This is a genomic window from Tunicatimonas pelagia (assembly GCF_030506325.1).
In the GTDB taxonomy this organism is placed as follows: domain Bacteria; phylum Bacteroidota; class Bacteroidia; order Cytophagales; family Cyclobacteriaceae; genus Tunicatimonas; species Tunicatimonas pelagia.
This window is the reverse complement of sequence record NZ_CP120683.1, coordinates 3,054,965-3,080,200: the sequence shown is the minus strand read 5'-3', so window position 1 is coordinate 3,080,200 and position 25,236 is coordinate 3,054,965. Positions and strand designations below refer to the sequence as shown.

Annotated in this window: 22 protein-coding genes and 1 pseudogene; 6 read left to right on the top strand and 17 right to left on the bottom strand. The window is 42.7% G+C overall.

From position 1 onward, the window contains the following. Positions 1–26: 26 nt before the first annotated feature. Complete coding sequence (locus P0M28_RS13075; RefSeq protein ID WP_302210356.1) at positions 27–3,053, bottom strand: anti-phage protein; 3,027 nt, start codon at positions 3,051–3,053, stop codon at positions 27–29. Between the two features lie 105 nt (positions 3,054–3,158). Beyond that, positions 3,159–5,987 carry a carbamoyl-phosphate synthase large subunit gene (gene carB, locus P0M28_RS13070; protein WP_302210355.1) on the bottom strand — a complete coding sequence of 943 codons (2,829 nt, stop codon included), beginning with the start codon at positions 5,985–5,987 and terminating at the stop codon, positions 3,159–3,161. Positions 5,988–6,241: 254 nt separating this feature from the next. On the opposite strand from carB, the gene P0M28_RS13065 reads away from it, so the two are divergent. After that, on the top strand, positions 6,242–8,494 hold the full coding sequence (locus P0M28_RS13065) for a DUF5916 domain-containing protein (protein WP_302210354.1): 2,253 nt from the start codon (positions 6,242–6,244) through the stop codon (positions 8,492–8,494). A 5-nt stretch (positions 8,495–8,499) separates the two neighbouring features. Here the strand turns inward: P0M28_RS13065 and P0M28_RS13060 are convergent, their stop codons facing one another. The 4 genes from P0M28_RS13060 to P0M28_RS13045 are packed head-to-tail and all read right to left on the bottom strand — an operon-like array spanning position 8,500 to position 11,291. Then, complete coding sequence (locus P0M28_RS13060) at positions 8,500–8,919, bottom strand: hypothetical protein (RefSeq protein WP_302210353.1); 420 nt, start codon at positions 8,917–8,919, stop codon at positions 8,500–8,502. Positions 8,920–8,924: 5 nt separating this feature from the next. Further along, on the bottom strand, positions 8,925–9,098 hold the full coding sequence (locus P0M28_RS13055; protein WP_302210352.1) for a hypothetical protein: 174 nt from the start codon (positions 9,096–9,098) through the stop codon (positions 8,925–8,927). A 44-nt stretch (positions 9,099–9,142) separates the two neighbouring features. After that, on the bottom strand, positions 9,143–10,207 hold the full coding sequence (locus P0M28_RS13050) for an aminotransferase class I/II-fold pyridoxal phosphate-dependent enzyme (protein ID WP_302210351.1): 1,065 nt from the start codon (positions 10,205–10,207) through the stop codon (positions 9,143–9,145). Positions 10,208–10,211: 4 nt separating this feature from the next. After that, positions 10,212–11,291, bottom strand: a complete 1,080-nt coding sequence (locus tag P0M28_RS13045; protein WP_302210350.1) for a dipeptide epimerase — start codon at positions 11,289–11,291, stop codon at positions 10,212–10,214. Between the two features lie 164 nt (positions 11,292–11,455). Between P0M28_RS13045 and P0M28_RS13040 the strand changes: the two genes are divergently transcribed. The 3 genes and pseudogenes from P0M28_RS13040 to P0M28_RS13035 all read left to right on the top strand — a co-directional run bounded on the left by P0M28_RS13040 (position 11,456) and on the right by P0M28_RS13035 (position 13,679). Continuing rightward, the gene (locus P0M28_RS13040; RefSeq protein ID WP_302210349.1) at positions 11,456–11,713 is read left to right on the top strand and encodes a type II toxin-antitoxin system ParD family antitoxin; all 258 of its coding nucleotides are present in this window, start codon (positions 11,456–11,458) and stop codon (positions 11,711–11,713) included. 128 nt (positions 11,714–11,841) lie between these two features. After that, positions 11,842–12,003: pseudogene (locus P0M28_RS31080) on the top strand (type II toxin-antitoxin system RelE/ParE family toxin); the annotation flags it as partial. Further along, the gene (locus P0M28_RS13035) at positions 12,000–13,679 is read left to right on the top strand and encodes an AAA family ATPase (protein WP_302210348.1); all 1,680 of its coding nucleotides are present in this window, start codon (positions 12,000–12,002) and stop codon (positions 13,677–13,679) included. The pseudogene P0M28_RS31080 and the gene P0M28_RS13035, both read left to right, overlap by 4 nt. Positions 13,680–13,711: 32 nt before the next feature. Here P0M28_RS13035 and P0M28_RS13030 read toward each other — a convergent pair whose 3' ends face one another. After that, the gene (locus P0M28_RS13030; RefSeq protein WP_302210347.1) at positions 13,712–14,785 is read right to left on the bottom strand and encodes a S66 peptidase family protein; all 1,074 of its coding nucleotides are present in this window, start codon (positions 14,783–14,785) and stop codon (positions 13,712–13,714) included. A 140-nt stretch (positions 14,786–14,925) separates the two neighbouring features. Between P0M28_RS13030 and P0M28_RS13025 the strand changes: the two genes are divergently transcribed. Continuing rightward, complete coding sequence (locus P0M28_RS13025) at positions 14,926–15,345, top strand: nucleoside-diphosphate kinase (RefSeq protein WP_302210346.1); 420 nt, start codon at positions 14,926–14,928, stop codon at positions 15,343–15,345. Between the two features lie 158 nt (positions 15,346–15,503). On the opposite strand, the gene P0M28_RS13020 is transcribed toward P0M28_RS13025, so the two are convergent. Beyond that, positions 15,504–16,592: a lysylphosphatidylglycerol synthase transmembrane domain-containing protein gene (locus P0M28_RS13020; protein ID WP_302210345.1), complete on the bottom strand. Its 1,089-nt coding sequence runs from the start codon at positions 16,590–16,592 to the stop codon at positions 15,504–15,506. Further along, positions 16,589–17,341 carry a segregation and condensation protein A gene (locus tag P0M28_RS13015; RefSeq protein WP_302210344.1) on the bottom strand — a complete coding sequence of 251 codons (753 nt, stop codon included), beginning with the start codon at positions 17,339–17,341 and terminating at the stop codon, positions 16,589–16,591. Before P0M28_RS13015 ends, P0M28_RS13020 begins: the two co-directional genes overlap by 4 nt. Before the next feature lie 215 nt (positions 17,342–17,556). Between P0M28_RS13015 and dxs the strand changes: the two genes are divergently transcribed. After that, entirely contained in the window at positions 17,557–19,467 is a 1,911-nt protein-coding gene (dxs, locus tag P0M28_RS13010) for a 1-deoxy-D-xylulose-5-phosphate synthase (protein ID WP_302210343.1), read from the top strand. Here the strand turns inward: dxs and P0M28_RS13005 are convergent. From P0M28_RS13005 to P0M28_RS12970, 8 genes are all read right to left on the bottom strand, one after another. Continuing rightward, a complete protein-coding gene (locus P0M28_RS13005; protein ID WP_302210342.1) occupies positions 19,464–20,393 on the bottom strand; it encodes an alpha/beta hydrolase in 930 nt (309 codons plus the stop codon). The genes dxs and P0M28_RS13005 overlap by 4 nt on opposite strands. A 29-nt stretch (positions 20,394–20,422) precedes the next feature. Further along, on the bottom strand, positions 20,423–21,013 hold the full coding sequence (locus P0M28_RS13000; protein WP_302210341.1) for a TetR/AcrR family transcriptional regulator: 591 nt from the start codon (positions 21,011–21,013) through the stop codon (positions 20,423–20,425). 157 nt (positions 21,014–21,170) lie between these two features. Beyond that, positions 21,171–21,794 carry a T9SS type A sorting domain-containing protein gene (locus P0M28_RS12995; protein WP_302210340.1) on the bottom strand — a complete coding sequence of 208 codons (624 nt, stop codon included), beginning with the start codon at positions 21,792–21,794 and terminating at the stop codon, positions 21,171–21,173. A 60-nt stretch (positions 21,795–21,854) separates the two neighbouring features. Continuing rightward, positions 21,855–23,180, bottom strand: a complete 1,326-nt coding sequence (locus P0M28_RS12990) for a cellulase family glycosylhydrolase (RefSeq protein ID WP_302210339.1) — start codon at positions 23,178–23,180, stop codon at positions 21,855–21,857. A 399-nt stretch (positions 23,181–23,579) separates the two neighbouring features. After that, positions 23,580–23,852, bottom strand: coding sequence for a hypothetical protein (locus P0M28_RS12985; protein ID WP_302210338.1), 273 nt, complete (start codon positions 23,850–23,852; stop codon positions 23,580–23,582). Between the two features lie 45 nt (positions 23,853–23,897). Next, positions 23,898–24,080: a PspC domain-containing protein gene (locus tag P0M28_RS12980; protein WP_302210337.1), complete on the bottom strand. Its 183-nt coding sequence runs from the start codon at positions 24,078–24,080 to the stop codon at positions 23,898–23,900. Between the two features lie 60 nt (positions 24,081–24,140). Next, the gene (locus tag P0M28_RS12975; RefSeq protein WP_302210336.1) at positions 24,141–24,719 is read right to left on the bottom strand and encodes a hypothetical protein; all 579 of its coding nucleotides are present in this window, start codon (positions 24,717–24,719) and stop codon (positions 24,141–24,143) included. A 105-nt stretch (positions 24,720–24,824) separates the two neighbouring features. Further along, positions 24,825–25,226, bottom strand: a complete 402-nt coding sequence (locus P0M28_RS12970) for a hypothetical protein (protein WP_302210335.1) — start codon at positions 25,224–25,226, stop codon at positions 24,825–24,827. Positions 25,227–25,236: the final 10 nt, after the last annotated feature.

The following is a 25,236-nucleotide window of genomic DNA, read 5'->3' as shown; positions in this document are numbered from 1 at the left end:
GTTTCTAGTTTTAAAAGGAGCGGCCCTCATTTTGCTTTCATTTTTCCAATAAGTCCTCTTTTGTTAAATCCAGCTATATGTATTATTCGCTCTCTCTTGCTACGCTCAACAAAGTTTGTATATAGGTATCTTTTAATGTATTCTCTTAGTATGCATTGAGCTAGATAATTATCTTCAACGTCCTTAAACAATTTTTCTAGTTCTTTTAAATCAATCTTATCATAAGACGTTTTAACAGAAAATGTTACAATTTTTGACGCGGTTGAATCAATGTTTGAGTTAACTTTATCAAACAATTCATTTTGACCTTTTGCACCAACTGCAAACATTAAATTTGTGATACTATCAACACAAATTCTCCAAGAGATAAATTGAAGTATTTTTCTGACTGTTTTCTCAATGAGCTTGTAATCAACTTCAACACGTCTATTCTTTTTCTCCTTTTCTTGAATTATTTCAACAACGGCTTCAACTAACAAATTCTTATCATTCTCCAAAATTTCAGAATAGAAGCCGAGAAAACGAAAAATAGTATTATAAGCAGCTTCAACTAATTTTATCAGTTTTTCTTTTTCAAAATCAACACTTTGATTTTTTACAATTTGACCAATGATTTTAACTGTTCTGAAAGCCTGATTTATCTCGATCATTTCCTCAGGTAAAATGCTTTCGTCCTCTTGCTCTTTATTATTCAACTTTTGGCGTTCAATTGCATCTTTATTCCTTAGATTCTTTTTGACTTCTTCTCTAGGATTTCGTTCTTCAATAACTTCATCTTTGATTTCATTCGTAAACTCTGCAATGAACTTAACAAAGTTATCATCTTTGTTTAATGTTAAAGGGTTAGCATTCTCGAAAGGAATTTGACTCGTAAATACTAAATTATCAATTAGTATCTGAGCTTTGGTATGGTGAGAAAGAAAGATCAAAATGTTAGCATTGATTTCTAAATGAATGTTATCACATAACTGATATATTAAACTTTCATGACTATCAATTTCAGATGAAATCTTTTGAGCTATTAAAAAGTAGTATATGTACTTATATGAAAAACTATAATATTCGTCTTCAAATTTTAAAATATTTGAATCGCAAAGAACATTTAAAGTTTTATCATCTGTCAACACTTGATGTCTAAAGTATTTTCCTGAATAGACACTAATGAAATTCTCAAAGTCACTTCTATTAAATGCAGATTTCTCATTATCATATAAGTAAAAAGCTAGCTCTTTAAGTATATTAAGTAGACTTGTTAATACAGTATCTTTAATTCCCTCTTTTACTAGACCAGCCTTAATTAGTACGAGATATATGTTAGCATAAGAAGTTTGAGTGAAGTTCTGCAAATTTTCATCTAGACTTTGCAATAATGTTAGAATAAAAATAGGATAAGAGGGCATTAGTCTATTACCAATTAATGAATCTATTTCATTAAATCGAGATTTTACATTTGCCAAAATGACCTCTTCTTGTATTGTTAACTTATTTTCACCGATCATCAACCATTGCTCAATTAGTTCACTTCTTTTCTCATGACCTAAGGGCAGCAGTTTGAATTTCGTGTAACTTTTTAAACTAGTTGCTTCTTCAGTTACATTTTTTGAGTTATAAGTACTGTCAGAAGTTAAAATAATAAATTCAATGTTGTCATTGAATGATTCAATTAATCGCTTTTTATATGTAGAATTTAGCTCTGATTTATGAAAATTATCTAGCAAAAGTATTTTAGTTTCTAGTTGAAAAAATCTATCTACATCCCCACTTCCGTATTGTTCTCTTAATGACTTCTTAACTAAATTTTTGATGTTGGTTTCTTTACAATGTTTGCCCCTAAGGTATATAGGCGTATATCCCATTTCGTAAAACCTCTTGTATAACACATGCATTAGAGATGTTTTGCCAGATTGGTCTGCGCCTTCAATCAGTATATTTGCCTTTTCATTATTTTTGACTTTTTCGATTAATTCTTTAGAATTTGGATATTTAACTACTTTATCATCTTCTATCAAAGGCTCTAAATCAGGGAAAATGAAAACATCGGACAAAGCTAGTTTTGGCTTTTTTGAATGCTTTAATGGAATATTTAGCCCAGTGATTTTTTTCTCAAAGTCTTCAGATAAAATGAATTCACGCTTACTTTTTTCTACGATTTTGTGCTTATCCTCAAATTCAACAGTGTAACTATCTCCGTCGAAGTTATATGTTTTTATATTTATAGACTTATCTGTTAAATCTATTTCATAGAGAGAAAATCCTGTTTCTTTAATTTCGCTTTTATCAAATGCTTTTCCTCCGCAGAAAACTATATTACTATTTTTTTGAATAATGGCTTTAGAACCGCCTTTATCATGTTCGTGGCCGTAGAGAACAAGATTTGAACTATTGATTAAGTGTTCTTCAAAACGCTGTTTATTGTTCCTTTTGGTGTTAGCAGATAACCAATCGATTGGATGATGAAATACTGAAATTACGTATTCACCATTTTTATTATCAAGGAATTTATTTTCAGGAATAATGAGACCACCTTGTTTTTCATTAATTTCAGTTAACCAACTTGTATTATAACAATGAAAAGTAACTTTAAAGTCAATATGAGGTATATATTCATATTTGTAAGACACTTGATTTCTCTCTTTAAGCTCGGTTATTTCATTTGAAAAATCCCAATAATTCGACTGAACGGCCATAGCGTCGATAAAATAATCTTCCTCCTCAATAATATCTTTCTTACAATCGTTAATTATTGATTTTCTTGTCTTTTTCTCATTATCAAAACAACAGTCGTGATTACCAGGAACGGCAATTATTTTAATGTTCAGTAGCCTTGACTTACCTTTAGCCTTCAGCTTATCTGTTAGTTCGTTAATAAATACTTTGGCTTTTTCAAACTCAACACTTCTTCCATAATTTACCACATCACCTGATAACACTAAGTATAAATTTGATAACTGTTTTACATCAAAATCTATTGCTTTAGTAAGCTTATCTATTCTATCAGAATAAATCTCATCTTGGATGTGCAAGTCGGTTAAATGTAAAATTCCAATTTTCATATCTTCTTACTATATGAGGTACTATATCTTAGTCATGTGTAAAATATATGCTGACAGCAATTGGTCCCTATTACTTCTCCCATGTCAATGATAATCTCTTCTATACTACTTACTCAAATACAAATTCCTCTCGCTGTAGACGTTAAGGAAGTAGTCATCCAGTAGGTCGTCAATGAAGTAGATGGCTTCGCCAGTAGATTTCATTTCGGGGCCCAGCTCCTTGTTTACATTGGGGAATTTGTGAAAGGAGAAGACCGGAACTTTGATGGCGTAGCCCTGCTTGTGGGGGTTGAAATCAAAGTCTTTCACCTTCTTTTCGCCTAGCATCACTTTGGTGGCGTAGTTCACGTAGGGTTCGCGATAGGCTTTGCAGATAAAAGGAACCGTACGCGAAGCGCGCGGATTGGCCTCAATAATGTACACCTTATCGTCTTTCACCACGAACTGAATATTGATTAGGCCAACCGTATTAAGGGCTAAAGCAATTTTCTTGGTATAAGCTTCAATTTGCTGCATCACGAAGTCGCCCAAGTTGTAGGGTGGTAGCACTGCGTAAGAATCACCGGAGTGAATTCCGGCAGGTTCAATGTGCTGCATGATTCCGACGATATGGACATCTTCGCCATCGCAAATGGCATCAGCTTCGGCTTCAATCGCTCCTTCCAAGAAGTGATCGAGCAGAATGTGGTTGCCGGGCATCTCGTTGAGAATGTTTACCACGTGCTTCTCCAGTTCCTGCTCGTTAATCACAATCTTCATGCTCTGCCCACCCAGCACGTAGGACGGACGTACCAACAGCGGAAAACCGATTTCTTTGGAGAGTTCTAAGGCTGATTCAGCATCAGAGATAGTGCCGAAATTAGGGTAGGGAATATCGTTTTCTTTCAGCAAAGTAGAAAAACGTCCGCGATCTTCCGCTAAATCCAGCGACTGGTAGTTAGTGCCAATAATCGGAATGCCGTAGCGGTCAAGTTTTTCGGCTAGCTTCAACGCGGTTTGTCCACCCAGTTGCACAATCACGCCTTCGGGCTTTTCGTGCTGTATGATGTCGTAAATATGCTCCCAGAAGACAGGTTCAAAGTAGAGCTTATCGGCAATATCAAAATCAGTGGAAACGGTTTCGGGGTTGCAGTTAATCATAATAGTTTCGTAGCCCATCTCTTTGGCCGCCAATACGCCGTGTACACAGCAGTAATCGAACTCAATACCTTGCCCAATGCGGTTGGGACCCGAGCCGAGCACGACTATTTTCTTTCGATCGGATGAAATGGACTCATTTTCTTCCTGGAAGGTAGAGTAGTAGTAGGGGGTTTGCGCCTCGAACTCGGCCGCGCAGGTATCCACCAGTTTGTACACCCGATTGATGCCCATCTCTTTGCGCTTACTATGCACTTCGCTTTCCAGGCAATCCAGCAAGTGGGCAATCTGTCGATCAGCGTAGCCCTTCTCCTTCGCCTCCCGCATTAGTTCGGCGGGAAGCGTATCCAGCGAGTGCTGCTGAATTTCTTTTTCCAGTTCAATCAGCTCCTCAATCTGTCGTAAGAACCAAGGATCAATTTTGGTCAGCTTACGAATGGTGGTGAACGAGATACCCAATTTAAAGGCATCGTAGATGCGGAACAGACGGTCATCGCTGGGGTGCTCCAGCGTTTCCAGAATTTTCTGCTGGTTGGTTTCCTCCTTACCGTCAGCTCCCAATCCATTTCGTTTGATCTCTAACGATTGACAGGCCTTCTGCAAAGCTTCCTGAAAATTTCGACCAATTCCCATTGCTTCACCCACCGATTTCATCTGCAAACCTAAGTGGGTATCAGCCCCGTCAAACTTGGCAAAATTCCAACGCGGAATTTTCACAATCACGTAGTCCAACGCCGGTTCAAAGAAGGCCGAGGTGGTTCCGGTAATCTGGTTTTTGAGTTCATCCAAGGTATAGCCAATCGCTAGCTTAGCGGCAACTTTGGCAATCGGGTATCCGGTAGCTTTGGAAGCCAATGCGGATGAACGAGAAACGCGCGGGTTAATTTCAATACCGATGATAGAATCGTCTTCCGGATTGACCGAAAACTGAATATTACAGCCCCCGGCAAACTCGCCGATGCCGTTAATCATAATCTTCGCCAGATCGCGCATCTGCTGGTACACAGTGTCGGGTAAGGTCATAGCGGGAGCCACGGTAATAGAATCCCCAGTATGTACTCCCATCGGGTCAAAATTCTCTACCGAGCAGATGATAATCATATTGCCCAGATTATCGCGCAGCAACTCCAGTTCGTATTCTTTCCAACCCAAAATACTTTGTTCTACCAACACTTCATGCACTGGTGAAGCGTGTAGTCCAGCGTTTAGTGCTTTATCAAACTCGCTGGCATCGTTTACGAACCCGCCTCCGTAACCGCCCAAGGTGTACGACGGACGAATTACCAGCGGAAAGCCAATTTCTTGGGCAATTTCTTTTCCCTGTAAGAATGAAGTGGCGATGCGACCCTTACAAACCCCCACGCCCAACTCGTGCATCTTCAAGCGGAATTTCTCCCGGTCTTCAGTAGTTTCAATGGCGTTTACATCCACCCCAATCATCCGCACCCCGAATTTTTCCCAGATTCCGGCTTTGTCGCAGTCGATGGCTAGGTTCAGCGCGGTTTGTCCACCCATCGTCGGCAATACGGTGTCGATGGGGCGGCCCTCCTCATGATGCTTTTTAAGAATTTCAATAATATACTTCTTCTCCAGTGGCTTGAGATACACATCGTCGGCCGTAATCGGGTCGGTCATGATCGTCGCCGGATTAGAATTAATCAGCGAGACTTTTATGCCCTCCTCTCGCAGCGAGCGCGCCGCTTGTGAACCGGAATAATCAAACTCGCAGGCTTGGCCGATGATGATCGGGCCACTTCCGATAATTAAAATGGACTTGATGCTGGTATCTCGAGGCATAGAAAGGTTAGGTTATAACGATTAATGACTGATGAGTAATGATTGATGAATATTGACAGGGGTACTTTTCTTTCATTAGTCACTATTCAATAATCATCAATCATTAATAATTAGGTTTCGGGTAAATTGCTGCGAAGTTAGTAGAAAATGGATAGGAATTAAAACGGAAGGAGGAATCCCGATGAAAAAGTTGTATTATCGCACCCTAGCTACAACTATCTTATTTACGATCACTACGTTTACCGAATAATATTTTGTTTCAAGGGTTGAGGGCATTATCTACGATAAGCCTGTATTGCAAACTTTTCTTTTTTTTCCTGCTATCAACTTCTCTGTTTGCCCAGCAAGCTCAGCGACAACTGCGTATCCAGCGGGCTTCTTCCCCAATTAAACTGGATGGGGCTTTAGAAGAAGCAGCTTGGCAAGAAGCAGAAATGTCGGGTGATTTTTGGCAGAACTTTCCTATGGACACGTCCAATGCTGTAGCCCCCAGCGAAGTGCGGTTGACGTACGACGATAAATTTTTGTACGTGGGCGTGAAGTGTTACGCTACTACTGAAGGAAACTACTACGTAACTCCCTCCCTACGTCGTGATTTTCGGGGGGCGGGCCTCGATATGTTTTCGTTCATTATTGATCCGTTTCAAGATCAAACAACCGCCTTTCTGTTCGGAATTAATCCTTACGGAGTACAACGGGAGGGGCTGATCTCTAACGGCGGGGCTAACTCGGATGACTTCGATCTGTCGTGGGACAACCGCTGGTTTTCGGAGGCCAAACGTTACGACGGTTACTGGATGGCTGAGTTGGCCATTCCGTTTAAGACGCTACGCTACAAAGAAGGTTCTAAGGAATGGAATATTCAATTTTATCGGCTCGATAGCCATTCCAATGAGCGTTCTACCTGGAATCAGGTTCCGCTCAATTTTCGGCTTTACTCACTGGCGTATACCGGAAGGTTGCTGTGGGATCAGCCTCTGAAGAAACCGGGAGCGAACGTCTCTATCATTCCTTACGTCGCCACGCAGCAGAATCGTGATTTTTCTGAGGCCGAAGGAGTCAGTAATTTTGCTGCCGGGGGTGATGCCAAGATTGCGATCACCCCCTCACTGAACCTCGATCTGACGGTTAACCCGGACTTCTCGCAGGTGGAAGTAGATCAGCAGGTCACTAATTTAGATCGCTTCGAGATTTTCTTTCCCGAGCGGCGACAGTTCTTTCTAGAAAATGCTGACCTATTCGCCAGTTTTGGCTCGGAGAATGTGCGTCCATTTTTCTCCCGCCGTATAGGGGTGGCGATTGACAGTGCCACTGGAGTGAACGTACAAAACCCTATTATAGGCGGGGCTCGCCTCAGTGGCCGAGTGAATAAGAACTGGCGCTTAGGACTGTTGAACATGCAAACCGGGGCGGATGAAGATATTAATCTTCCCAGTTTCAACTACACCGTAGCAGCTGTGCAACGACAGTTGTTTGCTCGCTCAAATATATCGGGATTGTTTATCAACAAACAGTCATTCAGCGATAGTACTAGTGAGTTTTCGCTAGGTTCCGATAACTTTAACCGGTTGGTAGGTCTGGATTATAATCTGGCCTCGGCCGATAATACCTGGACGGGAAAAATTTACTACCACCAATCGTTTGATCCGCTACCAAAAGATGACGCTTACTCCCACGGAGCCAACCTAACCTACAGTACTCGTAACTGGGAGTTGATGTGGGAACATCAGGTTGTGGGTGAAGGCTTTAATGCTGAAGTAGGATTCACGCCCCGCCGGAATTTTCGCCGGATTTCTCCCTCCATCGCTCGTTCTTTTTACCCCAACGGCAGCAATATTGTGAGCCACGGACCCGGTATTGAACAACAACTGTGGTGGAAGCCGGAGACCGGAATCAGTGATTATAATTTCAACTTATTCTGGGATTTTAGCTTTCGAAATACTAGCCGACTGACAGTTTCAGCCGTGAATGACTACATCTACCTGTTTCGTCCATTTTCTCCCTCTCGCCAAGGGCTGTCGTTTGATACTGGGGAAACATTTAACATGATGTATCTGACGGTAGAGTACGAATCGGATGAACGAAAGAATTTTAACTACGAGATTAATACGATTAATGGGCAGTACTACGGCGGTATGCTGAATTCGTTTTCCGGTACGCTTAACTACCGCTTTCAACCCTACGGTCTATTCTCGCTGGATTTCAACTACAGCGATATTAATCTGGCCGAACCCTACTCCGACGCCCAATTTGTACTAATTGGTCCTCGCCTCGATTTAACCTTCACCCGCAGCATATTCCTCACCACCTTTGTGCAGTATAATAGCCAGTTTGATAATGTGAACATTAATACCCGCTTCCAGTGGCGCTTCAAACCCGTTTCTGACTTGTTTATTGTGTACACCGATAACTATACCGCCTACGGCGAGAGCCGCTTTTTCCCCGATACTTATGAGAAGAAAAACCGAGGGCTAGTAGTGAAGCTTACGTATTGGTTGAATCTTTAGTCTCACTATTCTACTTCTCGCTGAAACTTCTGAAAAAGATGCTCATCATGAAATCTGGCGGTTTCAATTTCAGCTATGGGAATAACAACATCGTACGGAACGGGTGGTTTAAACTGTAATTTTTGAATAGTAGCGGCGTAATTAGTTGTAATGATTAATTCTTTGGTATCAGTTTTACGGTAGCCGCTCAGAACGGGTAAAATCCGAACTTGCTTTCTTTCGCTGGTATTGGTATCGCCTTCGGCAGTAACGTAACCAATGTATACCTTTCCGGATTTTAGTGATAGTGTCACCGGAATATCATCGAAGATAGCATTAATGAGCAAGAGTTCTAACGAATCGTTTCTCTTACGAGCTGCCCGATAGGCAGCATTATTCTTGTGAAAGTACGGGACTTGATTGAGAAGAAGTAAAAGAAAAGCCATAGGGATTAACCAGCCTGCTTACTAACTGAAGGGAGTTCACTCACCTGAACTTTGGCAAAATCAGCAATTTGCTGGCGTACTCTTTTGCTTTTAAGCAGAGAAGAAGAAGAACGGCTAAAATTTCCTTCTTTAGAAACCAGCACTGACTTTGTACGAATATCTTCTTTAGATCGCTTCATATGAATAATAATTCATTACAATATACGAAAAAAGTCCGAATCGGTTATCGTTCCGATGCTGTAGTAGTATACTCTCGTACTAACTGAGCCAGCGTATCGAAATCAGACCGAGTATGCAGCGCACTAATTACTACTCGAGTGATGCAATCGCTGTCAGGATTAGGATACGGAAAGTTGGACAGTACACACTGATCACTTAGTGCTTCACAGAGACTTTGATCCGAGCTATAAAAGACCGGATAGTTTCCGAAGTACTGAAATACATCCGTATTTTGAATGAGTGACTGGAAGTGTTGTACATTTTCCCGAAGCTGAGTAAGTAAAAGCGCGTATAGCTTCTCAGCCCGAAGCATGGCGTGTAAATAGGCCGGAATTGCCGGAGATGCGGCCACAAAGTAGGTGCTCCTCTTCAATTGCTGAACGGTTGAGTTATCTCCCAACACCACTCCGCCTGGCACACCTAGTGCTTTTCCTAATGAGCTAACCACTACTAGTGAGACATTAGGAGGAGTTAGCTGCTTCACGGTAGCGTATATTCCTTCGCCTCGTTCGCCCAGTACTCCCAGCCCATGAGAATCATCAATAATTAATGTGACTTTGAGATACTCGGGTAAATGCGCTACCCAAGCGAAGGAATGGGGTTGAGCGTACAGCGGGTCTACCGAATTGGTTACGATCACTACTTCTTCGTCTCCGTAGCCTACTTTCGCTTCTAGGTGCGATACCCATTCACTGTACTGTCCCGGTACATTGTCTTTTTCATTACGCCACAGAGCCGGGTGCGCCTGCGGAGCGTAAACGAACCGCTGCCCTTGATCTAGGGTGCGAACCAGGGCTTGCCCAGTTAGATAGCCGGAAGAGAAGGTAAGCACCGAGGGCGCACCTACAAAACTAGCCAACCAGCTTTCCGATTCTTCATAAATTGACAATTGCACATTAGACGAGCGCGAGCTGGAGTACCCGGTGCCGTACTGGCTAAAACCATCGCGAAGCAGTTCCTGAAAAATAACATTTTTATGAATGCCTAAATACGATGTGCCGCTAAAGTACAATCGCTCTTTTCCCTCGGTGACAATCGTTCGTCCTGGCAATGCCTGTGTTTCTATCATAAATTCAAATCGATGATAAATTACTGAGGGCTGATAGTTGAACTCCTGTACCATTTTCATCGGGAAATTGTACCCCGTCAGGGGTGATGATAATCCCAGTAGCAATGTCTTCGGCCAGTAGCATAGCCCCGTCCATATCTACGTAATCCAGCAGCGGCGATAAATGGGCGATGGCTGAAATACCAACGGTAGATTCGGTCATACAACCCACCATTAATTTCATATTTCGCTGACGAGCTTCCTGGATCATGCGACGAGCCGGAGTGATTCCTCCGCACTTGGTCAGTTTAATATTAATTCCGTGGAAATAGCCTTCACATTTTGCTACATCGCTCTCGACGATACAGCTTTCGTCGGCCATCAGTGGCAAAGCCGAGTGTTGGTAGACCTCCTTCATTCCATCCCAATTGTTGGCTTTGAGCGGTTGCTCAATAAATTCTACTCCCAGCTTTTTTAGCTCCCGAGAGTTTTCAATGGCTTCACGTACTCCCCAGGCGCAATTGGCATCTACCCGAAATACCGCGTCGGTATGCTTGCGTAGTTCTTGTACAATCGCCAAGTCTTCGGATGTACCCAGTTTGATTTTATAGATTGGCCAAGGCTTAGCTCTCATTTTCCGTACCATCACTTCAATACTGTCAATGCCAATAGTGTAGTTGGTGGTAGGAGCGTTCGCTGGATTTAATCCCCAAAGTTGGTAGAGTGGCTGACCGATTTTTTTTCCGTACAAATCATGAGCGGCGATATCGAGAGCACAGAGCGTAAAAGGGCTTTGTTGTAAGTGAGGGGCAAGTTGTTGCCAGAAATATTCGGGGGTACCCATCTTGCCTGCTTCTAAAGGCTCAGCGGATAAAGAATATTTCTCGATAATTTCTCGTACCGATTCCACTTCGTCCTGCATTTGCTCAACGAAAACTTGGTAGTAATTATTGGCAGTACTTTCGCCTAAGCCAACTATCGGTTTACCCTGCTTATCGGTATCCGAAAGCTGAATAACTAAAGCTTCCTGCTCATCCCGCGATTCGTAGGAGATACGGAATGGATCTTTGAGTTTTAAAGTGAAAGGGTGTAGTGAAATATTCATCTGTTACGAGAGATTAATCTTGAAAATTACGAAAAATGGATGGAAGTAGATAGTAATTGATGGAATTTGCATTCTCTGATTAGAATGTGTACAACGAAGAATAACAATCTTCGTTATTGAAGCAATATATCTGTACATTGATACGATGATAATACTATAATACTATGAACGTTTCTATTACTCCTGAGCTGGAAAGTTTTGTGCAAGAATGCGTGGCCACCGGTCGATACAATAACGCTAGTGAGGCTATTCGAGCTGGCTTACGCTTGTTACAGGAAGCTGAAGCTGACTATCAGCGTAAATGTGCTGAGTTGAAAGTTGAGATAGAAAAGGGTATGAAAGGCTCATTTAAAAAAGTAGATTTTGATAAAATCAAACGTAAAGCTAGAGCCAAGTGGGAAGCCGAACAACGGACTAGCTAATGACATCCTATTATTTCAGCAATCAAGCCGAGGAAGATTTATACGATGTCTGGCTTTATCGTGCCCAGCACGGAGGATCGAACAGGGCGGATGCCCTGCTAGACACGATCTAATCTACCTGTCAAACGCTAGCTGACTCACCCAATATAGGAACCCCTCGCGATTATACCCCACCTGGAGTACTGGCTTTTCCAAAAAACGATTTCATGATTTTCTACCAGAAAGCAGGTGATGATATTCAAATCGTGCGAGTTTTTCACGGACGGCAGGATATAGAGAATCTAATTTGAAAATTTCAGGAATGTTACAGTTTAATTATAACGACACTGATGGTTCCCTAAAAGAGCATACTCTCAAGGCTGGCGAAGTTATCTTCGTTGTTGGGGCTAATGGCGTTGGAAAATCTAGTTTAATGCAAAGATTAGTTGAGATTAATCAAGATCATTCTAAACGTATATCTGCCCACCGCAGAACTTGGCTTGCTTCAAACGCACTATCACTTACAGCTAGAGATAAAATAGACATAGAAAAGCAGATGTCTTACAGTGATAAAGAAAGTGTTGCCCGATGGAGTGACCATTATGCAGAGCAACGCTCTAATATAGCTATTTACGAACTTATTGAAGCAGAAAATGTCAGAGCTAGAGAAATAGCTAAACTGGTAGACGGAGGTAATTTAGAGGAAGCAGAGAACAAAAGCAATACAAAGTCACCCTTAGCAACAATCAACGAATTAATGAAGATGGCAAGCCTTCCTATTGAGATATCTATTAGCAATGACAATCAATTGTTTGCTAATAAAAATGGGAGTGATGAATATAGTATTGCTGAGATGTCAGATGGAGAAAGAAATACTTTATTGATTGCTAGTGCTGTTTTAACAGCTAAACCTGGCAGTTTATTATTAGTTGATGAACCCGAGAGACATCTTCATCGCTCTATAATTTCGCCCCTTCTATCTTCATTATTTCAAAGGCGGAAAGATTGTGCCTTTGTGATTTCCACTCATGATATAAGCCTGCCCCAAGATAATCCTGAAGCAAATGTACTTTTAATACGAGATTGTCAGTGGTCCGATGATTCAAGAGGAAGAGAAAACAAGGTTATTGACAGTTGGGACACAGATTTTATCAGTGCTAATGATAATATTCCTTCGGATGTAAAACATCAGATTTTAGGAGGAAAAAGAAAGCTATTGTTTGTAGAGGGCGATGATAAAAAGAGCTTAGATAAGCAGCTATATCAATTATTATTCCCAACCGTTTCTATTATTCCTTGTGGTAGTTGCGCTGAGGTAAAGAATAAAGTTCAGGCGATTCAATTTACAGAGTCTGTAGGATGGATAGAAGCCTTTGGGCTAATTGACGCAGATGATAGAACAGATGACGATATATCTTATTTAGCATCCCAGAATATTTTTGCTATACCTTACTATTCTGTAGAGTCTCTGTATTATCATCCAAATATTATTGGAATTGTAGCAACACATGTTCTTACGGAAGATTTCCCACAAGACTTAGTTAGTACCGCTCTTGAAGCAGCATTGACAGCTATTTCGTCTCATAAACGACGCTTGTGTGCTCGTCGCTGTGAGCGAGTAATTAGGTCTAAATATTTTGAGAGTATACCAAATCAATCTACCGTACAATCAGAAGATCTACATGAAGTAGTAGTTGATATTAAGTCAGTACGAGATAAAGAATATGGTATATTCGACGGTTTTGTTAGTGATGGTAATATAGAGGGATTGATATGTCGTTATCCAGTACGTGAAACACAAGCATTGACAGAGATTGCAAAAAAACTTGGCTACCAAAGCGCAGGTAAATACGAAAGTGCAGTTAGAACCTTAGTGACTGGAAATGATACGGCAAATCAGGTATTAAAAGAATTACTTGGTGACCTCACTCTAAAAATAGAAAGCCACAGAACTACGGCTTCAGAAGGCGTAGCACAAAGCCAGTAATATCAACAAGAAGATTGAACTTCAAAAAGTTTTTATATTACTGCCTTCTCCAACAAAGTAAGCTTTTTCCCGTCAGCATCCAGCCTTGCCTGAATACCAACCGGAATCGTTGCGTTACGTTTGATGTGACCGAACATCAGGCCGTAGAGCACGGGAATGCCGAGAGAAGCGAGTCGGTCGTAGAGTACTTGGGCGAGGGAGAAGGATTTGTCTTCATTGTCGGTTTCGCAGTCGGTGAAAAGGCCGAGCACTACACCCTTGGCTGCCGGAAGTTTATTGGGGTCGAGTAGTAGTTGGGTGAGCATACGGTCGATACGATAGGGAGCTTCGCCTACGTCTTCCAGAAACACAATCTTATCGCGCATATCAATATCGTAGGGAGTACCGCACATAGAGCTGACCAGCGTGAGGTTTCCGCCTACCAACGTTCCCTCAGCTACGCCGGGCGAGAGAGTAATGAGCTCAGCGGTAGAGATGGTAGTATCTTCTTCGTCTTGCAGATAGAGAGGTACCAACTCTTCCTCACTAATACTTTCTGGATTCTGATAGGTAAGTTCGTTTTGGGGTTCCATTAGTAGTTGGCGGAAGTACTGGGTGGTATAATCGTTATAATCCGAAGTACCCATTGGTCCGTGAAAGCAAATCAGTCCGGTTTGGCTGTGCAAGCCGTAGAGTAGTCCGGTAATATCACTGTAGCCGATCAGCACTTTTGGGTTGTTACGAATCATATCGTAGTCTAAGTAGGGAAGTAAGCGGGTAGTGCCGTAACCGCCCGCCGCACACATAATTCCGTCTACACTGTCGTCAGCAAACATTTGGTTAATATCATCGGCTCGTTGCTGATCCGTGCCACCTAAGTAGCCCTTCTTCACCAGCATATTTTCGGTATACTTCACCCGGAAGCCGAGTTTGGCTAGGTTTTCTACCGATTCGCGCAGCTTTTCCTCAGTCAGGTAGCGGGAGGGGGTGATTAAACCGATGGTATCCCCTTCTTTCAGACGGTTGGGTTTTAGAGTAGTTGGCGGGGCAATGGTGGAAGCGGAAGAAACTAAAAAACTGCCTAGCGAGGCAGCGGTGGTCTTACGAAAAAACTGGCGACGGTGCATAGATCAATTTTAGGAAAAATTCGGGAAGATGCAGATAAACTCTTAGCTTTGTGCCAAGATAAAGTTGATTTCAATGGATAGTCAGAATACAGATCACTGATAACTATTCACAATTTGTAAGTTAGTATAAATTAAGAAACATGGCAGGAAACCGAACCTTTTCTATGATTAAACCTGATGCGGTAGCGGAAGGCAATATTGGCGCAATTCTGAAAATGATGGAGGAAGCAGGCTTTCGCATTGTGGCGATGAAAAAGACGCAGCTTAGCAAAGCAACCGCTGGAAAATTCTACGAAGTGCATAAAGAGCGTCCGTTTTACAACGACCTGACCGACTACATGTCGTCGGGGCCGATTGTAGCATTAATTCTGGAAAAAGATAATGCGGTAGCCGATTTCCGTAAGTTGATTGGAGCTACCAACCCGGCTGATGCGGAAGAAGGTACCATCCGTAAACTCTACGCCAAGTCAATTGAAGCCAATGCGGTACACGGCTCCGATGCCGATGAAACGGCGCAGCAAGAAGGTAGCTTTTTCTTCGCTGAGACTGAACGGTCTTAACACCTACAAACTTTTGCCGAGGTGTATTTTTAACCGGGCGGATTATAGTCAACGCATTGAAAACGCACACTAGAAAACGAAAACAACCGAAGTCTTTTGCCACTGAGCAAGAGACTTCGGCTGTTTTATTAAAGAGATACCCTACCTACTCTCGTAACCTACTTCAGTATTTCTACGGTAGGTGCTTTCTTCTCTTCCTCTTTCTTCTTAAAAAAGACTCTTTTTATCCACCTAGGTAGGAAAATTGCTCCCAGCAACAAATAAGGATAATAGGTGAGCATTCGCCACAAAATGTTGGTGACAATGGTGTAATCACCCAAAAATTCGTAGAAAAACTGATTGAAGAAAAACTCGGCGGTACCGCTACTGCCAGGGGTGGGAGAAACCAGCATTACAATCCACATCATTAGGTGGCGACAAAAGATTAGCAGATGTTCGCTCCAGCTTACTTCCGCAAAAGCAGTTACTAAACAATTCAGCACTGCGTAGCGGGCTATCCAAATGAGGAAAGTGAAGAGCAAAACAGAAATCCAGTATCGTCCGCGTTTACCGCGTAGTTGTTTTGAAGCTAAAATCACCTCATCACCGTGATTATTAAGATGGTGCTTCCACCGCCGGATAAACGGAAGGTTTCCAATCCTAAGCAAAAACCACTTAAACCCTCGCGGACGAATTAGCAAAGCATAAGCCATAATGGATGTGTACACCGCAATAAGGCTATAGCTTAGTAGAAAGAGCACCTGCAAGCTATTGCCTAGCTGCACTTGCATATCTTCCGAATCGGGAAACAACTCCTGTTTGGAATACAGCAATGCCAAGGGCGACATTACTAAAAAGAACAGGTTATCCAGAATGGCCGTCAGCATCACGTAAGCTAAGGCTCGCCCAAACTTAATTCCCTCCTTCATGAGCACAAACACCACAATGGTGGTTCCGCCAACCACCGAAGGAGTAACGGCTGATGCAAATTCCCAAAGAATGATTACGTAGATGCTGCTCTCCCAGGTAAGATCATGATTGGTTAGCACTTTAATCCGGTACACGTAGCCGGTGTCCCGGATAAGAATAACTAAGAGAGCCAGAAACAGTGGCCACAGCTCCGCATCAAAGATTAAGCTGAGCTTATCCGCCGAAAAATCAGGATCACTGATGAATAGATACGCTACAATCCCGACTCCAATCAGTACCGGAACCCAGATTCTATTTGGATTAAGCGTTTTAAAAATTTCTTTGGAATTAATATTCATGCCTGCTCCGCATCTTCCGTTCGGTATACCCAAAAATTGTTGTAGCCTTCGCCAATCTTAATGGTTATTTCACTGATTTGTAATAGTTCTAAAATGGCTAAAAAGTTAAAAATTACCGCAATTTTATTCGGGTTATGTTCAATAATCGTTACAAAGGAGACATCACGAGGCTGCTTACTTAACAACTGTCGGATAAATCCCTTTTGCCCTTCTACGGTGTACGGATACTGCACTACACGGTGCGAGTTATCCTTTTTTTCTTCGGTAAATCGAACCCACACCTTCTCATAAACTTTCAGTAGTTTATATAAATCTACGTGCTGTAGTTCGGTTTCTACCTGCTGCTCCTGCGCCAATGCCCGCAACTCCTGCATCACATTCCCTCGCTCGTACTGCTGCATACGCTCCTCCTCCATCGCTGCTAACTCCTGCACCACTGATTTGTACTTTTTGTATTCTAGCAAATGTTTAACTAGCTCATCGCGCGGATCTATTTCTTCACCTTCCTCGTTCAGCACCGGACGAGGGAGCAGAACTTTAGCTTTAATCCGCATCAGCGTAGCTGCTACCAGTATAAACTCGCTGGCTACCTCAATGTTCATTTGATCTAGCTCATGCAGATAGCTCAAAAAGTCGTTGGTAATTGTAGAGATCGGAATATCATGAATATCTAGCTCATCGCGCTCAATAAAGAACAGTAGTAGATCAAAAGGGCCTTCGAATAAGGGTAGTTTAATTTCAAAACTCACAACAGAGCTACTTTAGTTGGTCAGGCAAATCAAATTAAAGCTGGCCAGTTATGAGTTGACCAACACAAATTTATAATATAATCGGGCTAATTCGCTGTCCGTTTGGTGAAAAAACTGTTCTTTTGCATTTTCGTACAATTAGTTACAGCCAACCCAACCGAATAAACAATTGAACTGAATGGTAGTTTTCTTACCACATCATTAAACCACTCACTATGCTGATTAAACCCGGCAAATTGTTATCTACTGTTAATAGCCCCACTGATCTTAAACATTTAACCGCCGAACAACGGGTGCAACTCGCCACCGAGCTACGGCAGTTTATTGTTGATAATGTATCTGTTTACGGAGGGCACTTCGGAGCCAGTTTAGGAGTTATTGAGCTTACAGTAGCCCTTCATTCGGCTTTTAATACCCCCTACGATCAACTCGTCTGGGATGTGGGACATCAAGCTTACGGTCATAAGATTCTGACCGGGCGGCGAGATAATTTCCATACCAACCGATTGTATAATGGCCTTTCGGGCTTTCCGAAGCGTAGTGAAAGCGAGTACGATACTTTTGGGGTAGGGCACTCGTCTACTTCCATTTCCGCCGCATTAGGCATGGCAGTAGCCTCTAAGTACCAAGGAGATAAAAAGCGGCAGCATATTGCCGTGATTGGTGATGGAGCTATGACCGGGGGAATGGCCTTTGAGGCAATGAACCACGCCGGAGTTTCAGATACCAATCTGCTGATTGTTCTGAACGATAACTGCATGTCTATTGATCCTAATGTGGGGGCACTGAAGGATTATCTGACGGATATTACCACCTCTCAGACGTACAACAAGGTTCGTGATGATGTGTGGAGGTTACTAGGTAAAGTAAGTAAGTTTGGTACGAATCCCCAAGAAATTGCTTCTAAGGTAGAAAGTAGCATCAAATCATTTTTACTGAAACAAAGTAATCTATTTGAGTCGCTTAACCTACGCTACTTCGGTCCGGTAGATGGGCACGATGTGAACCATCTGGTCAGCGTGATGGAGGACTTGAAGAAGATTCCCGGGCCAAAAATTCTGCACTGCGTCACGGTAAAAGGCAAAGGCTACTTGCAAGCCGAGAAAGACCAAACCAAGTGGCATGCTCCGGGTAAATTTGATAAAGTAACCGGAGAGATTCGTAAGAAAGTACACGATACTCCTCAGCCTCCTAAGTACCAGCACGTATTTGGCGAAACTATCGTAGAATTAGCCAAGGAGAATGAGAAGATTGTCGGTATCACTCCGGCTATGCCTTCGGGTTCCTCAATGAATATTATGATGAAAGAAATGCCCGACCGGGCATTTGATGTGGGAATCGCCGAGCAACATGCAGTTACTTTCTCGGCTGGGCTAGCTACACAGGGGTTGATTCCGTTCTGCAATATTTATAGCACTTTCATGCAGCGAGCCTACGATCAAGTAGTGCACGATGTCTGTATCCAAAAACTTCCGGTAATTTTCTGCCTCGATCGAGCTGGAATCGCCGGAGCCGACGGTCCCACCCACCACGGAGCGTACGATCTGGCGTATATGCGTTGCCTACCCAACATTGTGGTCTCCGCCCCAATGAATGAAGCTGAGTTACGCAATCTGATGTATACGGCTACCCAATACAAAGAAGGAGCTTTTTCAATTCGTTACCCCCGAGGACAGGGAGTGATGCCGAATTGGCGTACTCCAATAGAAGAAATTCCGGTAGGCACCGGACGATGTGTACAGGATGGTGAAGAAGTAGCGATACTAACTATCGGGCACGTCGGAAATTATGCAGTAGAAGCTTGTGAAGCTTTGGCTCAAGAAGGCGTACATCCAGCCCACTATGATCTCCGCTTTGTAAAACCATTGGACGAAGCTCTGCTTCACGAAGTATTTTCTCGCTTCACTCGAGTAATCACGGTGGAAGATGGCTGCCTAATGGGGGGAGTTGGTAGTGCTGTTTTAGAATTTATGGTCGATCATGGCTACACTGCCTCAGTGAAACGGTTAGGTATTCCTGACCAGATTGTTGAGCATGGTGAACAGATTCAACTGCATACCGAATGTGGTTATGACCCAGCTAGTATCGCTCAAGAAGTTCGATCATTATTGGGGGTAATCGCTTAGCTTTCCGCAACCTTCTCCGGCTGATTGATCGTTTGGACGATGTAGTCAATCACCTTTCTGTTAGCAATAATCTGATAGTGTCCCATTTTTTGGGTTCGCACAAAAGTGGCGTTGGGCACAGCTGACCATAGCTCTTCCCCTTTAGCGATCGGCACAGTTTGGTCGTCCTCATCGTAAATCAGGTAAATATTGCTCTCCGTGACCTGAGCCAGATTCTTTCGCAAATCGTAATAGTCTACTGTCTGGTGATAATATTTCTCCACGAAGCCACAAAACCGCTCATAAACCTGTTCGTTACACCCAGCCTGTTCAACAATATCGCGGAAAAAATAGCGAACGTAGGGTGGGAATGCCATAAGTACTAGATGTTCAGGGTGTAAATTGGGAGTGATTTCCGTCATTACCATACCTGCGGTTATACCACCCAAAGAGTAACCAATTACGGTGTGGTAAGGCGCATTTTTAACGTAGTGCTCTTTAAAGATCTCGATAAACTCAGGTAACGCGGTGGCTTCACCCTCCGAATTACCGTGGGCTTTCATATCGATACCTTCTACCACGTAGCCCTGCTTTACTAACGCTTCAATCATTCGGCGGAAATCAGCGGCTTTAGATCTCCAACCGTGACAAAGCAGTACTTTGGGTCCTGACTCACCCCATCGGTAGGTAACAATCTCATGACCATGATACGTCATTGTTGCTACCTCAGCTTTTTCTACCAAGGCTGACTGTGCATCAGAAAAACGTGCCTTTCCCGGACGAACAAAATATTGCCAAATAATTTTGGCTACTTTACCGGGAGCAATATGCTGGAGTATCGGTAAACTCTTTTTCAAGAAGGTGAGCTTCCAGTTAGATTTACGGGGATGCGATGCCGGACGGCTAATATTCTTTCCATCACCTTGAATCACGACAGCAGGTTTCATATAAATACCGATTGGTTTCTAATAAATAATTATAGCGAATATTGGTCAATAAGCTGGGTCAAAAATCGGCTCATATCAACAAATGAATCCCGATCGCCTTCTACCCTTGATACCATAATTGCCCCCTCAATAGCCCCGTAGTAGAGCATTATGAAGGCGTCCGCATCCAAATCTTCGTGCAACTGCTTCTCTAAAATCCCTCGGTGTACAATCTGCCGGAGAGAATCTTTAATCTTGGTTATCAGACGGACGACCTTAGTACGCAGCAAAGGATTATTGTCATCAGCCTCTACTGCTGAGTTTAACACTGGACAACCACCCGGAATTGGCGGGTTCAGAACATATTTTTCATAATATTGCAGTATTGCCCTAAGCTTTAGCGGGGCGGTGGGTGCCTCCCGGATACATTCTCGTACTCTACCTAAAACGATCTCTACTGCGCGATCAAACGCTGCGGAAGCTACATCTTCTTTATTGCTAAAATTAGCATAGATTGCCCCTTTGGTCATTCCAGTGGCCTCGGTAATATCAGACAGTGATGTTGTTTGATAACCCTGGGTATTAAATAGAGCCAGCGATTTATCAATAATTAATTTGCGGGTAGCTTCGGGATTTCTCATAATACTTATCACAAAGATACCGATCGGTATTTTAATATCAAAGCAGTGTGAAGCAATCCTTTACTGCACTGTATGCAGTTTTCTGCAATGGCAGTCAAAAAAGAAGGGTTACTGTAAAGTTCAGCAACCCTTCTTAGCTGGAGGTAACTTAGTAGAACTACTCTTTGATAAAGCTAGATTTTCTTCCGTTTATATCAAGAATATACATTCCGGGTTGGAAACTGGTTACGTCGATACGATTCTGACTTTTTACGATCTCCTTTTCCTGCCCCAGTACTGTGAGAATACGGATGGTGGCATCAGTTTCTACCCCTTCTACCGTTAGGTAATCGGTAGCGGGATTGGGATATACTGCAAATGGTTCAGCAAAATCATTAGGCGACGAAACGGTCTCTTTTATTCCACTAGCTCGGCGAGCATTAGTTCCGCAAGGTGGGGCAGTGCTGGAGTTGCTGAAGTAGATTACAAAGTCATCGGTTTTGGAAACCATTACGAAGTTGCCATCATCTAAAGTCACCCAATAAGAACCGTTCAATCCGGGAAAGTTAGAATTAATAAATGTAACCGATGGAGAAGTTGAGGCAAATGTATTAGACGAAGTTTCCCGAAGATCAGTCCACCAAGCCGGTGTACCGTTATTGGTCTGAAATGCCATTTCCCAAAGACCATTCCCCCACGACTCATTCGCCCAATTGATCCTCAACTCAGCAATATTAGAGAGATCAGGCCCTCCCAAACCCAGCACGTATACGTTTTTATAGACTTTATCGACCGAAGGCAAGCTACTACTCGACGGAGTGCCAAAATCACAAGTTGCTGTTCCGCCACCCCCGCCGTTCTCCTAAACAGTAAGCGTGAACGAAGCCTCACCAGTACCCCCGTCGTTGTCGGTAGCCACCGCTCTGAATACGTAAGTACCGGGTGATAAACCGTTCAATTCTTCGGGGTTGGGCGAACCATTGTGTCCCCAAGTGTAGGGTTTCCACTTCTCAGTCCGAACAAAGCTATCGTTGATATAGAGTTCGACCTTGGTAATACTTCCGTCAGTATCAGTGGCTTTTACATCAATATCAAGATCGTACCCTTCTCGCAAAGTAAGGTTTCCCGAGGGAGAAATAAACGACACCGTTGGTACACTATTTTCTCCTCCACCCCCGGAGTTATCTGACCAATCTTTAATAATGCCCTTGACAAGTCTCCCGGAAGGGGTCAACTGGTTGCTGGTTAACCCACTTACGCCTTTGCCGGGCTGCACAATGCATGAAGTTTCTGCCTTATCGGCGACAGTCCAGTTAGCATGACTAAGCTTATTTTCTCGCATAAAGTCCATCCACCGCCTGGTTTCAGCTTCAGCTATTACTCCATCTCCCGAAGCACTCACTGAGCCCCACTCGGTCACGAATAGAGCAATCCCATTGTTCATGGCTTGAGTAGCTTTGTCGCGTAGTTCTTGGCGATGCGTTCCGGCGTAAAAATGTAGCGTATAAGCAGTATTATTATCAGGCAAAGGACTGTTGGAGGCAACATCTACTCGCTGAGAATAGAACGGAGTGCCCACAATAATCAGATTATCTGGATCTTCCGAACGAATGGCGGCGGTGACCGCTTGGGCGTAAGACTTAATTTCTGACCAGGACTGATTGATCGGCTCGTTGTAGATCTCATAGATGATATTGGGACGGTTACCGTACAGTCGAGCCATCTTACGGAAGAAGCTAACGGCCTCTGATTGGTACCTTTCCGCCTCGTGACTGTGCCAATCAACAATTACGTAGATACCTTTAGCGATTGCTGCATCAATAACTTTTCGAATTTTAGCTTCTTGCTGCTGAGGATTGTCAATGTATCCGGTGCCCCCGTCCCACGTTTCTTTTACTCCCATCGCCGCCCGGACGATAGAGCTGTTCCAATCATCGGCTAAATGATTAACGGTGGTGCTATTGTAATAGTCATCTACGTCGCCCGCATTGCTCCAGAAGAGACTATTCCCCGCCAAGCTGACGGGATCACCGTTTTTATCAACGATCTGATTGCCCTGCACCCGAAGGCGACCATACTGATCTACGACTGATTGAGCACTGATTTCGGAAAAAGAGATGATTAGCCCTAATAGGACAAACCATACTTTAGTAGCTTTGGAATTAAAAAAGAGATAACTGTTCTTCATAATTAAGGTATTGTATAGGTTAATGATTACACAAAATGTCCCACAAGGGGAGGTAGCTGAGAATCACCCATTACTGATATGCCATTTGTACAAACATACCGCGACTACTCCATTAGTATTGACTACAGAATCTATACTATGGCTCGAGAAATACAATAAGCAGAAATGTGCACTTGCCTTACTGAAGATGATCTACATTGCTTTGTAGACCTACGAAGTAAAACTTACCTGATATGGAATGCCCCGGACGGGACGTTAGCGATTTTATTTACTGCACCAAAAAGCCCTGGGTAGTAATAAGCGAAGTATGGATCAATATAGCTATTAGTTCTTTTTTTCCAAAGAAGGAGATTTGTACGATATAGCTAAATTTATGTGATTGGCAACTTTACGTGTATTCTACACTAAATCCACCAAGCGAAGAATGGCGAGAATAAGCCCAACCAGAATTGCGGTCTGCCCCAGAATGAACCAATAGATTTTATCAATCTTATCGGATAAACGACGTTCTAAAGAATTAATGCTAGTATGTAAATCTTCTTTAGTAGCAAATACTTCTTTCAACTTAGCGTAATCTAGTTCTCGGATGTTAGCAATTTCATCTACTACTACTTTGGCATTGTCTTCACCCAAAGTCGGTCGCAGTGCTTCGTACATCTTTATGGTATTCATAGAAAATAACTAAATACTTCTAAATGTAAAGATACCCAAAATCTTTCAGGAATACTTCATCACTAGCCAAAGCACCAAATAGACCAGCCCCGGAGACCCGAATCCTACAATAGCGGCAACCGCAAAAATGATTCGAACCATTGTGGCATCCCAACCAAAGTGGTCGGCCAGGCCGCCGCAAACCCCAGCGATGATTTTATTATGGTAGGATAAAGATAGTTTTGCCATGATTATGATAGGTTGAAAAGTTATTTATAATTGAAGCCGTAATTCACAACTCTTTGTTCTCTACTGCTTCTCCTGTCTTAGTATGCCCAAAGCAGACTGTACCTTGGCTTCGGTGTGATTAAGGGCGCGTTGGTACTTTTTGTTTTCGTATATAGTCGGGATATATATTGCTATAAAAAACCCTGCTGATGTTGATAAGCTGTCAAATGGAAAGAAAGATAAACTACCGGTAGTAATCATCATCATACCTACGTAAATTCCTGCCATTCCCAAATAGGTATAAAGCCCATAGTAAAATCGTAACTTCTCAATGTATTCCTGACAACGTTCTAGTTGCTCAACCAAAGTTTCAGGTTCACTTATGCCATCTTTAATCGTAGCCAGCTTTCTGTTATGGAAATAATGGAATATGCTAAGTAGCACGATTACCGCACAACCCACTTTGGCTATTACTGATGATAGAAAGAAAAAGAGAATGGCCGGAACAGCTGCTATAATTGGCACTATAAAATTGCCTTTAAATATGGAGCTGATATAATCGTCCATTGCTCGCAACTCATTTTTCAGATCGGTGAAAACGGCCGCATGAGCCGTAGCGCTCAATGTAGCATAATCTTCAATAGAAATTGGGTTTACCATTGTAGTTTTTTTATAACTAAGTAATAACAGGAGCTATTGTTGTATACGGTAAAACCATTCAATTATGTTTCGTAGAGAGTAAGATGCGCTATTCACGGGCGAGAGCTAATTAGTATGACGCCAACTGTTTCTTCTATTTTCCTCTCGTATAATTTCTCTTGTGGTAAACGTGTTCCTTTTTACACGGCGATACTCGAAGTAAGTACCTACGAAAAAGCCTACGGGGAGTAATGTTATCAGACTAATACTATCGTACATTGTATACTCATAAAGCATGTACACTAGTCCGAGAAGGGTAGTGATGATACTAATAAGTAAAGCTGCTTTTACCCGATTGAGCTGCTGCTTTTGATATAGCTGATGAATCTCTTCCTCGTCTAAATGACGGAAGGCTAACGTAATTTCCTGCTCACTATAACCGGCATTGCTCAGATACGATCTTATCTTGCCGTAGTCGTAACCTTCGCTTTTAAACTTCCGAGCCTTGTCAAGTAGCGCGTTCTCCATGGAGAACAAG

What these genes read in the sequence shown, in the direction of transcription:
- P0M28_RS13000 (WP_302210341.1), bottom strand. Translation starts at nt 21,013, where the DNA reads ATGAGAAATCCCGAAGCTACCCGCAAATTAATTATTGATAAATCGCTG.
- P0M28_RS13040 (WP_302210349.1), top strand. Translation starts at nt 11,456, where the DNA reads ATGAACGTTTCTATTACTCCTGAGCTGGAAAGTTTTGTGCAAGAATGC.
- P0M28_RS13045 (WP_302210350.1), bottom strand. Translation starts at nt 11,291, where the DNA reads ATGAATATTTCACTACACCCTTTCACTTTAAAACTCAAAGATCCATTC.
- P0M28_RS13050 (WP_302210351.1), bottom strand. Translation starts at nt 10,207, where the DNA reads ATGATAGAAACACAGGCATTGCCAGGACGAACGATTGTCACCGAGGGA.
- P0M28_RS12975 (WP_302210336.1), bottom strand. Translation starts at nt 24,719, where the DNA reads ATGGTAAACCCAATTTCTATTGAAGATTATGCTACATTGAGCGCTACG.
- carB (WP_302210355.1), bottom strand. Translation starts at nt 5,987, where the DNA reads ATGCCTCGAGATACCAGCATCAAGTCCATTTTAATTATCGGAAGTGGC.
- P0M28_RS13030 (WP_302210347.1), bottom strand. Translation starts at nt 14,785, where the DNA reads ATGCACCGTCGCCAGTTTTTTCGTAAGACCACCGCTGCCTCGCTAGGC.
- P0M28_RS13075 (WP_302210356.1), bottom strand. Translation starts at nt 3,053, where the DNA reads ATGAAAATTGGAATTTTACATTTAACCGACTTGCACATCCAAGATGAG.
- P0M28_RS13025 (WP_302210346.1), top strand. Translation starts at nt 14,926, where the DNA reads ATGGCAGGAAACCGAACCTTTTCTATGATTAAACCTGATGCGGTAGCG.
- dxs (WP_302210343.1), top strand. Translation starts at nt 17,557, where the DNA reads ATGCTGATTAAACCCGGCAAATTGTTATCTACTGTTAATAGCCCCACT.
- P0M28_RS13060 (WP_302210353.1), bottom strand. Translation starts at nt 8,919, where the DNA reads ATGGCTTTTCTTTTACTTCTTCTCAATCAAGTCCCGTACTTTCACAAG.
- P0M28_RS12985 (WP_302210338.1), bottom strand. Translation starts at nt 23,852, where the DNA reads ATGAATACCATAAAGATGTACGAAGCACTGCGACCGACTTTGGGTGAA.
- P0M28_RS12980 (WP_302210337.1), bottom strand. Translation starts at nt 24,080, where the DNA reads ATGGCAAAACTATCTTTATCCTACCATAATAAAATCATCGCTGGGGTT.
- P0M28_RS13055 (WP_302210352.1), bottom strand. Translation starts at nt 9,098, where the DNA reads ATGAAGCGATCTAAAGAAGATATTCGTACAAAGTCAGTGCTGGTTTCT.
- P0M28_RS13020 (WP_302210345.1), bottom strand. Translation starts at nt 16,592, where the DNA reads ATGAATATTAATTCCAAAGAAATTTTTAAAACGCTTAATCCAAATAGA.
- P0M28_RS12990 (WP_302210339.1), bottom strand. Translation starts at nt 23,180, where the DNA reads ATGAAGAACAGTTATCTCTTTTTTAATTCCAAAGCTACTAAAGTATGG.
- P0M28_RS12970 (WP_302210335.1), bottom strand. Translation starts at nt 25,226, where the DNA reads ATGGAGAACGCGCTACTTGACAAGGCTCGGAAGTTTAAAAGCGAAGGT.
- P0M28_RS13005 (WP_302210342.1), bottom strand. Translation starts at nt 20,393, where the DNA reads ATGAAACCTGCTGTCGTGATTCAAGGTGATGGAAAGAATATTAGCCGT.